We start from the raw sequence: 13,327 nt of genomic DNA, 5'->3' as shown, positions 1-13,327 counted from the left end.
CAAAGAGCGTACGGACGCGACGCGGAGGTCGTGCATCCGCCCGTCGACGTCGCGCGGTTTCGGAGCGATCTCCCGCGGGAGGACTACTTCCTCGTCCTCTCGGCGCTTGTTCCGTACAAGAAGGTGGAGCTCGCGGTCCGCGCGTTCAACGAGTTGAGGCTCCCGCTCATCGTCGCCGGTCGAGGCCCGGAACGGGCCCATCTCGAGACGCTCGCAGGACCGAACATCCGGTTCGAGGGATGGCTCGGCGAGGAGGAGATGATCGATCTTCTCGGCCGCGCGCGCGCCCTCGTCTTCCCGGGCGTGGAGGATTTCGGCATCGTGCCGCTCGAGGCGATGGCGAGCGGGTGCCCGGTGATCGCTTTTCGCGCCGGCGGGGCGCTCGAAACGGTGATCGAGAAGGAGCGCGAGGAAAGCGGCGTCCCCACCGGCGTCTTCTTCGATCGGCAGGATCCGGAGTCGCTGATCGATGCGGTCCGGCGGTTCCGGCCGGACGATTTCGATCCCGAGGAGCTCCGACGGCACGCGCGGCGTTTCGATCGAAGCGTGTTCCGCGAGAAGATCCTCCGTCTCTTGAAAGAAGAGGAATCCATATCTGATACGATGAACCGGACATGATCTCGCTTGTCGGCGTATCGAAGGAGTACGGAGGGCGGACGCTCTTCTCGGACGTGAACCTCACGATCAGCGTGTCCGAGCGGATCGGTCTCGTCGGCGCGAACGGCTCGGGGAAGACCACGCTCCTCGAGATCCTGGCCGGACGCGTGGAGCCGGACCAGGGGAACATCGCGCGGAACCGACGGGCGACGATCGGGTACCTCGTCCAGGAGGTTCCCAGGAAGAAGGGGATTACCCTCTTCGAGGAGATGCTCGCAGGGGCGGAGCGAATCGACCACATGCGGAGCCGCCTCGCCCTCCTCGAGGAGGAGATGCGCGACGCGAGGGACTCCGCGGAGCTCGATGCGCTCGCGCGCGCGCACGGCGAGATCGAAAGGCGCTTCGATCAGAGCGGGGGCTACGATCTTCCGGCGGAGGCGAGACGCATTCTCGGCGGGCTCGCGTTCCGCGAAGCCGATTTCGATCGCCCTCTCGGCGAGTTCTCGGGCGGCTGGCTGATGCGGCTTCAGCTCGCGCGTCTTCTTCTTACCGAACCGGATCTTCTTCTCCTCGACGAGCCGACCAACTTCCTCGATCTCGACTCGGTGATCTGGCTCGAAGGGTATCTTCGCGCATACTCGGGGTCGCTCGTGCTCGTTTCGCACGACCGGACGCTCCTCAATCGTCTCGCGGGGCGCATTCTCGAGGTCGAGCGAGGAAAGATCGTCGCCTACAAGGGGAACTACGATGCCTACGCCGAGGCGCGCCGCGTTCGCGACGAGGGGCTCGAGGCGGCGAAGAAGTCGCAGGACCGCAAGATCGCCGCGGCCGAGCGCTTCATCGCCCGTTATCGGGTGCGGAAGGACACCGCGAGGCGCGTGCAAAGCCGCATCAAGATGTTGGAGAAGATCGAACGGATCGAGGCGCCGGCTCGGCGGAAGTCGATCGACTTCGCGTTCCCGAAGCCGCCGCGCGCGGGGAGGATCCCGATCGAGCTCCGCGGAGTGTCCAAGGCGTTCGAGAGTCTTCGCGTGTACGAGTCGCTCGACTGGAAGATCGAACGGGGCGAGAGGATCGTCCTCGTCGGCCCGAACGGCGCCGGGAAGTCGACCCTTCTCAAGATCCTCGCGGGGGTTCTCGTTCCCGATTCGGGGGAGAGGGTGCTCGGGCACAACGCGAGCGTCGCCCACTACGCGCAGCACCAAGCCGAGGCGCTCGACTATCGAAAGACGATCCTCGACGAGATTCTCGACTGGACCCCCGACCTCACGCAGCAGAAGGCGCGCGCGATCCTCGGACGGTTCCTCTTCACCGGAGACGATGTCTTCAAGAAGATCGAGGTTCTCTCGGGGGGCGAGAAAGCGCGCGTCGCCCTCCTCAAGCTTCTCCTCCGCCCGACGAACGTCCTGCTTCTCGACGAGCCGACGAGCCACCTCGACATCCCCTCGCGCGACGTGCTCGCGGAGGCGCTCGAGGAGTACTCCGGCTCGCTCGTCATGATCTCGCACGATCGTCATTTCATCGATCGCCTCGCGAGCCGCGTGGACGAGATCGGCGGCGGGGGCGTGCGGACGCACCTCGGCACCTATGGCGACTACCTTGCGCGCAAGGAGGAGGAGGCGGCGGCGGCGAAACCGGCTGCGAAGAGGCCGGCCGAAGAAGCGCGCGAAGCCGAAACGGCCGACGAGAAGCGCGCCGCCCACGGTCGAAAGACGCGCGAGGAACGGCGCCGCGAGGCCGAGGCGAGGAACGAGCGCTACCGGAAGCTCGCCCCGGCGCGCAAGGAAGTCGAAGCGGCGACGGCGGAGATCGAGGACCTCGAGCGAAAACGCGCCGAGATGGAGCGCGCGATGGCGAGCCCCGATTTCTACGCGAGGGAGGGGGACTTCGGCGAGACGTTCCGCGCCTACCGCGAGATCCAGGCGGAGATCGAGGCCAAGACCGCGCGCTGGGAGGAGCTCACGCTCCGCCTCGAGGAGATGGAGGCGGAGGCGGGAGGGGAAGAAGAGAGCGGGTAGCCCGGATCCCCGGCGCGGATAAGAGAAAGGGCGCGGATAGGTCCGCGCCCTTCATGCATCAACGAATGTCGTTCTTCCTATCGGAACAGGTTCTTCACTCCGCTCCACGAGTCGCGGGTTTCCTTCTCCGTCCCGGGACCGGTCTTCGGCGTCGTCTCGTGCGTTGGCGCGTGATACGGCTCGGCGAGGACGCCGAGTCCCGCACCTGTGACCGGGCTCGCGATCAGCTTGATGTTGATCAGGTGGTCGCCCGCCGGGAGGACGATCTCGCCGTGCGAGTACTGAGCCCCGGCATAGGCGCCGTAGAGCTTCCCCTGCTTCGTGAACGGAGCCGGAACCGCGACCAAGTCCGGCTTGATTTCCGGGGACCCGCCGTTCGGGACCGAAGGGGTCGTGAGCGCGAGCGCGCCGTTCACGTACACCTCGAACTGGTCGCCCGTGAGCCACGCATCGGTAATCCGAAAGAGAACCTTCTCCGAGGAGCTGACGAGCCAAAGCTCGTCCTGGCTCGGGATGCTCATCCAGCCCCCCTGAAAGTCGGGCCCGACGGTCCCGTTGGAACACGAGGTGTAGTGCCACACCCCGTTCACCGGAAGGCTCACCGGCGTCGGGATTGAGGTCCGGACCGCGGCGGCCGCGCCGTTGTCCGCGTCGACCTCGGCCTGGGGACGCACTCCCGCCTGCGGCAGGACGCCGGCGAAAGAGGCCGAGGCGACGAAGAGAAGAGCGACCAAGACGTTCGCGGATTTCCTCATGCTTCTTCCTCCTATTGCTGTCGGTCTTCACGTGAATCGGTCTTTCCTCGGCGGAAGGGGGGGCCGAGGACAGCCGGAAGCATAATGCGAGATCGCCTCGAAGTCAAACGCGCGAAGAACTCCTCGGAGAAGCTCTGCCCCTACGCCCTCTACACGTCGATTCCCGGAAGCCCGACGCGCTCCTTGAACACCCGGAGGAGCTGCGCATCGACGTCGACGATCCGGAGACGATGCGCGCTGCACCCCTTGCGAAGGCACCCCTCGAGGATCCCGCCGCCGGGGAGGTGAAGGACGAACATGCGGGCGGAGCAGGTCGGGCACAAGTCCTTCTCGTCCCGCAGAGAGACCCCGCACTTCGGACATCGAAAATCAACCTCTTGACCATCCTGGATCTCGATGTCGCAGATGTTGTCGAAGCTCCCGTACATCGGATCGAGGTAGATCCTTCCCTTCCAATCGCCGAACGAGAAGTCGATGCCGATCGACGGGCGGCCGTGGATCGGCATGTCGGCCGCCATGAGATCGCATCCGTTCGGGCAGCTCGCGGCCGCCACGGCGAGCGACGCGCTCGGCACGCGGATCTCCAACCCTTCCGTCTTCTTCTCGCCCATCGCTTGTCTCCCTCACTTTCTTCGAACCGCGGGCCGCGCGCTCATTCCGCCGCGACCGGACTCCAGACCCCGTATCCTTCCTCGTGCACCGTCCCTCTTCCTTCGTAGATGTAGGTCGCGTCCGCGTTGTAGTCCCAACCCAGATACTCGGAGTCGCCTCCCCCGTGCGTCGTGATGAGGAAGCGGTCGGCGAGCCCGCCGAAATAGCGGACTTGGTCCGCCGGCCAAGGCTGGTCGCCGCCGCTCGGATCGACCGGCATCCAGCCGATCCCGGGGAGGTAGACCTCGCACCAGCGGTGATAGACGTCGTCGATCGACGCGTCGTCGCCTCGGACGACCACGCTCCCCTCGTAGCGCGCGGGAAGACCGGCGGAGCGGGCGAGGGCGATGTAGAGGAACGCGTACTCCGAGCACGATCCGGTGCCCCGCTTGATGAGCGTCGTCGGGACATCCCATCCGCCGACACGGTCGTACTCGAGCGTCTCGATCACCCAATCGAAGATCTTCCGCGCGATCCAGTACGGGTTCTTCTCGTCCCCGACGATCTCGCGAGCGGTCTTCCGCACGAGCTCCGCGTCGAGCTGAAGACGCGATTTCGGCGCGGTCCCCTTCTCGCGGATCTCCTTCGGGATCGCGTCGAGACCCTTCACGTCCTCGGGAAAGAACGCGTAGTGGAGCGTGCCGAGCCGCACGCGGGTCTCGTACCCGGCGGAGACGGTCGCCCCCGGGGGAACGTCCCGGAAGGTGAAGACGGCGATCTCCTGGCCGCATCGGTCGACGGCGAAACGGTCCGGCTCCGGCGTCCATCGAATCGGCGAAACGATCTTCTGGTTCTCGAGCGTGTCGTAGGGGACCGCGAGATGGATCGCCGCCTCGGCGATCGATCCCTCTCCGTCGTTCCGGAGCGCGTAGCGGTAGCGGAAATCGCGAAGAACCGGGCCGGTGACCCGGAAGGGAACGTCCGCGGAGGCGCGGATCTTGTACGTCCGCTTCGTCTCGAAGTCGGAGAGCCAGAGGAAGCCTCCCCCGAAGGCGAGCCCCGAGGGGAACTTCCCAGGGGCCTTCGTCAGAAAGAGCACCTTGCCGTCCGAGGGGCGGAGCGCGTAGATCTCGTCGAGTTTTCGGTCGACCGCCCAAAGGTAGGTCCCGTCGTGCGCGAGGTCTTTTCCGAAGTCGTGCGGGGCTTTGTAGTAGTTCAGGATCGTTCCGTCCTCGGGGACGAGCTCGTAGATCGTGTCCGCTCCGTCGTCGAGAAGCCAGAGCGATCCGCCGCCGAAGGCGAGCCCGCGAGGCGAGGATTCCGGCGCCTCGTACGACCGAAGCGTCCGGTTCGTCTCGGGATCGAAGGCAAAAACCCGATGGGTTTCATAATCCGAGATGTAAAGGACCTTTCCGTCCGAGGCGAGCCCTTCCGGTCGGCGGCAGGGAGCCCGGATCGCGCGGAGAACCGCTCCGTCCTCGGTCATCTCGTAGAGTGTCCCGGTTTCCCAATCCGCGAGCCAGAGGCGCCCGTCCGCGTAGGCGAGCCCGGTCGGCGCGGCGCAGGGAGAGGGGAAGGAGAAGAGCGTGTCTCCGATGGCGGCCGCCGCCGCTGCGGGAAGCAGAAGAAGAACGAGGCCCGCCACGGCGGCCCGGACGAACGTGCGCATCCACATGATCCACCTCCGCGTGGTTTTCCTTCTTCCGCTGAGAGTAGACCGAGGGGCGCTCGGAAACAAGCGCGGCCGGGCGGACGGGTACGAGGCGGTTCCGGGGGGAAAGAAAGGGGGCGATCGCCGAACGGCGACCGCCCCGCGAGAGGGGTTCGGGACGCGTCCTACCGGAAGAGCGCCTTCACGGAGCTCCAGGTGCTCTCCTCGGTCCCGGTCTCGCACTGCACCACGTAGTAGTGGTAGCCGGAAATCACCACGTCCTGCGAGCCGTCGCAGGGGAGATCCCAGATCGTCCCGCCCGGCGTGCTGAGCTGCAGAGCATCGTTGAAGCTGAGGTCGAGCGGACCCTTGCTGCAGGCGTCCTGCGTGATCCACAGCTCGATGAAGATCTGGCGAAATCCCGGGCAGGCCGCGGCGATCTGGGCAAGCGGGATCTCCAGCTCGTCGAAGCCGGTCCCGATGACCCAGTTGATCGGGGTCATGCCGTAGATCCAACCCATCGCCATCGGATCCCACGTCACGAGGTCATCGTAATCGGAATCGATGTTCTTGTACGCGATGAAGTCGGGGAGGTACTGTCCCGTGAAATCGATCCGGCGATCCCACGGATCCCACCAGCCGCCCTGACCGTCGATCGTGCCGAGCGCGATCCCGACCTGAACCTGAGTCCAGCCGTCGTGGTCGTGCTCGTAGCCGATGTAGAGATTGTTGGCGTCGTTCGTCACGTAGATGTCCCCGAAGTCGATCGGGGTGAACTGCGTGTCGCCGCCGTCGATGTCGATGCGGGAGGCCGGCGGGAAGTCGTTCACGCCGTCCACGACCACAGCGAACCCGAACGTGGCGAACCCCAGAACGAACGCCAGCGCGCCGACGAGCGAGATTGCCTTAGCCATTTCCTTCTTATTCTCCTCCTCTCCGTTCACTCCCGGCGAACGGGGTTTCGTTTACCGGACCACTCGCTTTCCTTCGGTCAATGAATCGCCGGACGGCGCAACACTTGGTCCCTCAAACAACCCGATGGGGCGGAGCCGCCGCGCCCGCGCAGTCCAGTCCTGCATTCGGCCATTATTTTCTCACTTGGACGGCTTCTTGGCAAGAAGTATGATCAAGTCGCAAAATGATCTACGTCAAGTTGGACTACTCCCCCACGGCCTGCCGAAGCGCCGCCTCGTCGCGGACGACGATGTCGGACCGGGAAAGGACGATGATCCCGCGCTCGGCGAGCTCGTGGAGGGTGCGGGAGAAGGTCTCGGGCGTCGTTCCGACCATCTGGGCCATCTCCTTCCGCTGGATGGGGATCGCGAGGCGGATTCCGCCGTCGGTCTTCTCGCCGCAGTTCTCGAGGAACATGACGAGGAGTCCCGAGGTTCTCTCGAGAACCGACTTCTGGGTGAGGTCGAGAAGCTGGTCCTCGGAATAACGGAGTTCGCGGGCGATTCGCGCGAGAAGATCGATCGCGAAGGAAGGGGAGTCCCGAAGGAGATCCGTGAGGACCTGCCGGGGGAGGACGCACACCTCGGACTCCTCGATCGACTCGGCCGTCACGGCGTAAAGCTCCTCGCAGAGGAGGGGCCGGTAGCCAAAGGCGGCTCCCGGCCCGAGGACGCGGAGCACAACCTCCTCGCCCCGTTTTCCGCTTCGATAGAGCTTCACGCGCCCCGCGCGCAGGCAATAGACCGCGAGCGGCGGCGTTCCCTCGTGAAAGATGACCTGGCGCGGCCCGAAACGATGGATCACCTTCGCCCCCTCGACGCGTTCGAGGAGCCTCTCCTCCACACGAGAGAGCAGCCCGTTCTTCCGCATGTCGCAGACGGCGCAGGGGATCTTCTTGCCGGAGTCCTGTCTTCGCGTCATGAATGAGACCTCTCTCGTCGAACCGATTATGCCACGCCCGAAAGAATCTGTCATGACTTGTCGAGGGCGGGGCCGGCCGGCGCCCGAAGCCCCCTCTTGCGGCGGCCGTCCGATCGGTTAAACTGGCGGCACGGGGGCGCCCCCGCGCCTTCGCGCCGCCCCGGATCTCGGCCGAACGGGCGGGCGGGATGCTCCCGTCGAGAAGGAGCAAAACCGATGAGCCGACCGTCCAAGGATTCCTTCGCTGCGCGCCGTCCCCTCGCCGTCGAGGGGAAGACCTATGAGATCTTCAGCTTGAGACGTCTGGAGGAGCTCGGGTTTCCGGTCGGGAGGCTGCCGTTTTCTCTCCGTGTCCTCCTCGAGAACTTGCTCCGGCACGAGGATGGGTCGGCCGTCCGCCGCGAGGAGATCGAGGCGCTCGCCCGCTGGCATCCCGGAGACGCCCCCCGGATGGAGATCGCGTTTACGCCGGCGCGCGTTCTTCTTCAAGACTTCACCGGCGTTCCGGCGGTGGTCGATCTGGCGGCGATGCGGGACGCGGTGGCGGAAATGGGGGGCGATCCGGCGCGCATCAACCCGATCTTTCCTGCCGAGCTCGTGATCGACCATTCGGTGCAGGTCGACTCGTTCGGGCGGCCCGACTCGTTCGCGAGGAACGTCGATCGGGAGTTCGAGAGAAACGGGGAGCGTTACGCGCTGCTCCGCTGGGCGCAGAGCGCCTTCCGGAACTTCGCGGTCGTTCCCCCCGCCACAGGCATCGTGCACCAGGTGAACCTCGAGCATCTCGCGCGCGTCGTGTGCGACGCGGACGGCGTCGCGTTTCCCGACACGCTCGTCGGGACCGACAGCCACACGACGATGGTGAACGGCCTCGGCGTGCTCGGCTGGGGGGTCGGCGGGATCGAAGCGGAGGCGGCGATGCTCGGGCAACCGCTCTCCATGCTGATCCCCGAGGTGATCGGCTTCCGGCTGCACGGGAGCCTCCCCGCGGGAACGACGGCGACCGATCTCGTCCTCACGGTGACGGAGATCCTTCGGAAGAAAAGGGTCGTGGGGAAGATCGTCGAGTTCACCGGCGATGGGATCGCGAGCCTTTCTCTCCCGGACCGCGCGACGCTCGCGAACATGTCCCCCGAGTACGGATCGACGGCGGCGATTTTCCCGATCGACGGGGTCACAATCGATTATCTCCGGCTCACCGGGCGGAGCGAGGAGAGGGTGCGGCTCGTGGAGGCGTACGCGAGGGAGCAAGGGCTCTTCCGCGACGCGAATGCTCCCGATCCGCTCTTCACAGGCGTCGTCACGCTCGATCTCGGCGAGGTGGAGGCCGTCTTGGCCGGCCCGAGACGGCCGCACGACCGGGTTCCGCTTCGGCGCGCGAAAGAGGCGTGGGGGGAATCGCTCCCGACGCTCGCGGCGCCGTCGAAGGACGCGGCTCCTTCGGAGGAGACGCTCCAAACCCGCGCGCGCGTGACCCTTGATGGCGAAACCTTTACGATCGGCCACGGCTCGGTTGTGATCGCGTCGATCACCTCCTGCACGAACACATCGAACCCGTCCGTGCTCGTCGCGGCGGGGCTTCTCGCGAAGACGGCGGCGGCGCGCGGCCTCCGCGTGAAGCCGTGGGTGAAGACGAGCCTTGCGCCCGGGTCGAAGGTGGTGACCCGATACCTCTCCGATTCCGGCCTCCTCGGCGCGCTCGAGGATCTCAAGTTCCATCTCGTCGGCTACGGCTGCATGACGTGCATCGGGAACAGCGGCCCCCTCCCCGATCCGATCCGCGAGGCGGTCCGCGCGAACCGGCTCGTCGTCGCCTCGGTCCTCTCCGGGAACCGAAACTTCGAGGGGCGAATCAACCCGGACACGCGCGCGAACTTCCTCGCGAGCCCGCCGCTCGTCGTGGCCTACGCGCTCGCGGGGCGGATCGACATCGACTTCGACAAGGAACCGATCGGAACGGGGACGGACGGCGGGGAGGTCTTCCTCCGCGACATCTGGCCGCGTCCGGAGGAGATCCGCGCGGTCGCCCTGAAGTGCGTGCGCGCCGAGATGTTCTCGAAGGAGTACGCGGACGTCTTCGCCGGAGACGAGAGATGGCGCGCGATCCCGGTTCCGCGAGGGGACCGTTTCCGATGGGATCCCTCTTCGACCTACGTGCGGAAGCCCCCCTTCTTCGACGCGATGACGGCCGAGCCGGAGCCGCCGGCCGACATCGAGGGGGCGCGCGTCCTCGCCGTTCTCGGGGACTCCGTCACCACCGACCACATCTCGCCCGCCGGATCGATCCCGCGCGACATGCCGGCCGGGAAATACTTGATCAATCAAGGGGTCGATCCGAAGGACTTCAACTCGTTCGGCGCGCGCCGCGGTAACCACGAGGTGATGATGCGCGGGACCTTCGGGAACGTGCGGCTTCGCAACGCGCTCGCGCCGGGGATCGAGGGAGGATGGACGACCTTCCCTCCGGGCGGAGAGACGATCACGATCTTCGAGGCGTCCCTGCGCTACCGGGAGACGAACGTTCCTCTTCTCGTCCTCGCCGGAAAGGAGTACGGATCCGGATCGTCGCGCGACTGGGCGGCGAAGGGGACCGCGATGCTCGGCATCCGCGCGGTCCTCGCCGAATCGTTCGAGCGGATCCATCGGAGCAACCTGATCGGCATGGGCGTCCTCCCCCTTCAGTTTCTCGACGGGGAGGGAAGAGAGAGCCTCGGGCTCGACGGGCGCGAAACATACGCCGTGCGCGGCATCCCGGGGCTCCGCCCGGGCGGGCGGCTTCGGGTCGTCGCCCGCGGAGAGAAGGGGGAGCGGTCGTTCGAGGTTCTCGCGCGGATCGACACCCCGATGGAGCTCGAGTCGTATCGGCACGGAGGGATCCTCCGCTTGGTCCTCCGGCAACTCCTTGCGGTGTGAACGATGAAGGGATGGCCCGAACCGGGCGACGCGCTTCTCCTCGTCGACGTGCAGAACGACTTCTGCCCCGGCGGCGCGCTCCCGGTCCCGTCCGGCGGCGAGGTGATCCCGGTCCTGAACCGGTGGATCGAGGAGGCGAAGGCGGCGGGGGTTCCGATCGTCGCCTCCCGCGATCGGCATCCTCCCGACCACCGGAGCTTCCGAGCGAACGGAGGGATCTGGCCGGCCCACTGCGTCCCGGGGACGGAGGGGGCGGAGATCCGGAGCGACCTCGCTCTGCCGGAGGGGGCGATCCTCGTCGACAAAGGAACGCGCGCGAAGGATGAGAACTACTCGGCCTTCGACGGGACCGGTCTCGCGGCGAGGCTCCGGAAGGCGGGCGTGCGGCGGGTTTGGGTCGGCGGGCTCGCGCTCGACTACTGCGTGCGGGCCACGGTCTTCGACGCGCTCGAAGCCGGCTTCGAGACCTTCTTGATCCGTGAAGGAACGCGGCCGGTTGACGCGAACCCCGGGGACGGGGAGCGCGCGCTCGAGGAGATGCGGCGGGCGGGCGCGAAAATCGTTTAGACAAGAATGAACCAGAAAGCTCCTCTTACGTTCGCCTTTCTTTCGGTCGTCGCCGACTGGCTTGCGGTCGCGCTCGCGCTCGCGCTCGCCTTCTGGATCCGCTTCGATTCCGGTTGGATCGCCGCTCCGAAGGGAATCCCCTCCTTCGCGAGCTATCTCCCCGGGTTCCTCTTCACCGCGTTCGGCTGGGTGATCCTCTTCGCGTTTCTCGGCCTCTACGATCCGAGGCGCGGCACCAGCTGGGGAGAGGAAGCGCTGCTCGTCTTCAAGGGGGCGGTTCTCGGGACGCTCGTCCTCATGTCCGCCGCGTTCCTCTACCGGGGGGTCTCGTACTCGCGCCTCTTCTTCGCGTTCGCCGTCCTTCTCGCGTTTTTCGCGGTCCTTCTCTCGCGCGTCCTCATGCGGAAGGCGCGGAGCCTCGCGCGCGCGCGCGGGATCGGGATCGAGAACGTGCTTCTCGTCGGCGGGGGCGACCTCGCCGCTGCGATCCGCCGGAGCATCGAGACTCGGCCGGAGCGCGCCTTTCGGCTCGCCGGCGCCGTCTCCGACCCGGATCTCCCCCCGCCCGCCGGGATTCCGGACCTCGGATCGCTCGACGCGATCGCGGAGATCTGCCGCTCGCGACGCATCGCGCGCGTCTTCATCGCGCTCCCCGAATCGAAGCGCGAGCGGATCGTCGAGATCCTGCGGGCGTGCGAGAATCTTCCGCTGCAGTTCGAGATCGTTCCCGATCTCTTCTCGCGCCTCGGCGAGAGGATGCGGCTCTCCGAGATCGACGGGATCCCGCTCCTCGGGATGAAGGACTTTCCCCTCCAATCGTGGAATCGATTCGTGAAGCGCGCGTTCGATATCGTTCTCTCGATCGCGCTCCTTCTTCTCTTCCTTCCGGTTCTTCTCGTCCTCGCGCTCGCGATCACGATCGATTCCCCGGGCCCGGTCTTCTACCGTCAGCGGAGGATCGGAAGGGATGGACGGGTCTTTCGCATCGCGAAGCTCCGCACGATGGTCGCGAACGCCGAGGAGGAAACCGGGCCGGTTTGGGCGACGCCCGGGGACGCGCGGGCAACCCGCGTCGGCGTGTTTCTCCGGCGGACGAGCCTCGACGAGCTGCCGCAGCTCTGGAACGTGCTCCGCGGCGACATGTCGCTCGTCGGACCGCGCCCGGAGCGCCCGCATTTCGTGCGCGCGTTCGAGAAGGACGTGCCGCGCTATTTCGACCGGCACCGGGTGAAGTCGGGGATGACCGGCTGGGCGCAGGTGAACGGGCTTCGCGGCAACACGCCGATCGAGGAGAGGACGCGCTACGACGTCTACTACGTCGAGAACTGGTCGCTTCTCTTCGACCTCCGCATTCTCTTTCTCACGGCGCTCCACGTCGTGCGCCACGCGACCTCTCCGCGGTCCCGCTGACAACCGGGCCGTCGGAGGCGACGCGAATCCCCGGGAATCGATCATCGAGTCGACCGAGGCCTCGTCGGAGGAAGAGCGCGGACTCCGCCGGACGAGCACATTCGCTCGGGAACGCCGGCGACGGAACGGGTGCGGCGAGCGCGCGGTCTCGAGCTTGACAACCTGAAGATTCGCATCTAACCTGAGATCAGGTCGCCCAAAGATCCGCCGATCACGAACCCTCGCACGGGATACAAGCGCCGGTTGGCGGCCATCGTCTCGGATTCCGGTCTCCGGCCGGAAGGAGGCTCCCGATGCGCGCGCTCTTCCCCATCCTGCCCTGCGTGGTTGTCCTCTTCGGATTCAGCGGCGCCTTCGCCGATCCGTCGATCATAACTGACCTTGACTCGAACGCGACGAACGGACCGGACAGCCTGGAAGCACAACCGGGGGATACGATCCTCGTCCGCGTGTGGATCACGGGAAGCAGCGATTCTCTGTTCGGTTTCGGGATCACGATCGGGGACACGAGCGGGATCTTGGTGTGGGTCGAGGACTCGGCGAGCGCGGTCTTCGTCCTCCCAGATGAGTGGACGAGGTTCTCGGTCCTCGAGGATGACCAGGGGTTCCTTCTTCTCCAGCCGTACGACTTCTCGTTCAGCACGCCGTTGCATCTGCCGGCGGAGGTGGCCCGTCTCCGGTTCATCGCGATCGAGGGAGGTGCCTCGGCGACCTTCGCCTGGGACTCCACGATGTGCGGCTGGCAGAACACGGAGTTCACGGAGGGTACGTTCGCCGCATTCGAGGGAGCGGTCGTCTGCGTGGCGGGTGAGCAGGACGGAGGGGGAGGAGACGACGACGGCGACCAGGGTGAAGGCGAACCCGGCTCCTCGCTCACCGAATGTGATTCCCTCCCTTGCTGTCCGTATGTCGCCGAGAAGCCTGCGACCGGACGGGTCTGGGTGGTCAAC

11 protein-coding genes are annotated in these 13,327 nt (G+C 66.3%); 6 read left to right on the top strand and 5 right to left on the bottom strand.

Features of this window, described 5'->3' with window-relative positions; translation table 11 throughout:
* Both FJY73_12015 and FJY73_12010 read left to right on the top strand, forming a co-directional pair.
* The coding region (locus FJY73_12015) for a glycosyltransferase (protein ID MBM3321391.1) at window positions 1–618 on the top strand (618 nt) is incomplete at its 5' end.
* The gene (locus FJY73_12010; protein ID MBM3321390.1) at window positions 615–2,615 is read left to right on the top strand and encodes an ABC-F family ATP-binding cassette domain-containing protein; all 2,001 of its coding nucleotides are present in this window, start codon (window positions 615–617) and stop codon (window positions 2,613–2,615) included. The genes FJY73_12015 and FJY73_12010, both read left to right, overlap by 4 nt.
* A gap of 77 nt (window positions 2,616–2,692) precedes the next feature.
* Here FJY73_12010 and FJY73_12005 read toward each other — a convergent pair whose 3' ends face one another.
* From FJY73_12005 to FJY73_11985, 5 genes are all read right to left on the bottom strand, one after another.
* Window positions 2,693–3,370 carry a hypothetical protein gene (locus FJY73_12005; GenBank protein MBM3321389.1) on the bottom strand — a complete coding sequence of 226 codons (678 nt, stop codon included), beginning with the start codon at window positions 3,368–3,370 and terminating at the stop codon, window positions 2,693–2,695.
* A gap of 149 nt (window positions 3,371–3,519) precedes the next feature.
* Entirely contained in the window at window positions 3,520–3,981 is a 462-nt protein-coding gene (locus tag FJY73_12000; protein MBM3321388.1) for a hypothetical protein, read from the bottom strand.
* A 41-nt stretch (window positions 3,982–4,022) separates the two neighbouring features.
* Window positions 4,023–5,630 carry a transglutaminase gene (locus FJY73_11995; GenBank protein ID MBM3321387.1) on the bottom strand — a complete coding sequence of 536 codons (1,608 nt, stop codon included), beginning with the start codon at window positions 5,628–5,630 and terminating at the stop codon, window positions 4,023–4,025.
* Window positions 5,631–5,797: 167 nt separating this feature from the next.
* Window positions 5,798–6,526 (bottom strand): hypothetical protein, encoded by a 729-nt coding sequence (locus FJY73_11990; GenBank protein ID MBM3321386.1) that lies wholly within the window; start codon window positions 6,524–6,526, stop codon window positions 5,798–5,800.
* 244 nt (window positions 6,527–6,770) lie between these two features.
* Complete coding sequence (locus FJY73_11985) at window positions 6,771–7,487, bottom strand: Crp/Fnr family transcriptional regulator (protein MBM3321385.1); 717 nt, start codon at window positions 7,485–7,487, stop codon at window positions 6,771–6,773.
* A 216-nt stretch (window positions 7,488–7,703) separates the two neighbouring features.
* Here FJY73_11985 and acnA point away from each other — a divergent pair, with 216 nt between their 5' ends.
* The 4 genes from acnA to FJY73_11965 form a co-directional block, all read left to right on the top strand.
* Complete coding sequence (gene acnA / locus FJY73_11980) at window positions 7,704–10,400, top strand: aconitate hydratase AcnA (GenBank protein MBM3321384.1); 2,697 nt, start codon at window positions 7,704–7,706, stop codon at window positions 10,398–10,400.
* Window positions 10,401–10,403: 3 nt separating this feature from the next.
* Window positions 10,404–10,967 (top strand): nicotinamidase, encoded by a 564-nt coding sequence (locus FJY73_11975; protein ID MBM3321383.1) that lies wholly within the window; start codon window positions 10,404–10,406, stop codon window positions 10,965–10,967.
* 6 nt (window positions 10,968–10,973) lie between these two features.
* A complete protein-coding gene (locus FJY73_11970) occupies window positions 10,974–12,377 on the top strand; it encodes an undecaprenyl-phosphate glucose phosphotransferase (GenBank protein ID MBM3321382.1) in 1,404 nt (467 codons plus the stop codon).
* A 293-nt stretch (window positions 12,378–12,670) separates the two neighbouring features.
* Window positions 12,671–13,327 (top strand): hypothetical protein (locus tag FJY73_11965; GenBank protein ID MBM3321381.1); only part of this gene is annotated, 657 nt, incomplete at its 3' end.

It is taken from the genome of Candidatus Eisenbacteria bacterium (assembly GCA_016867715.1).
GTDB lineage: Bacteria > Orphanbacterota > Orphanbacteria > Orphanbacterales > Orphanbacteraceae > VGIW01.
This window is presented reverse-complemented; position numbering and strand designations above follow the sequence as displayed.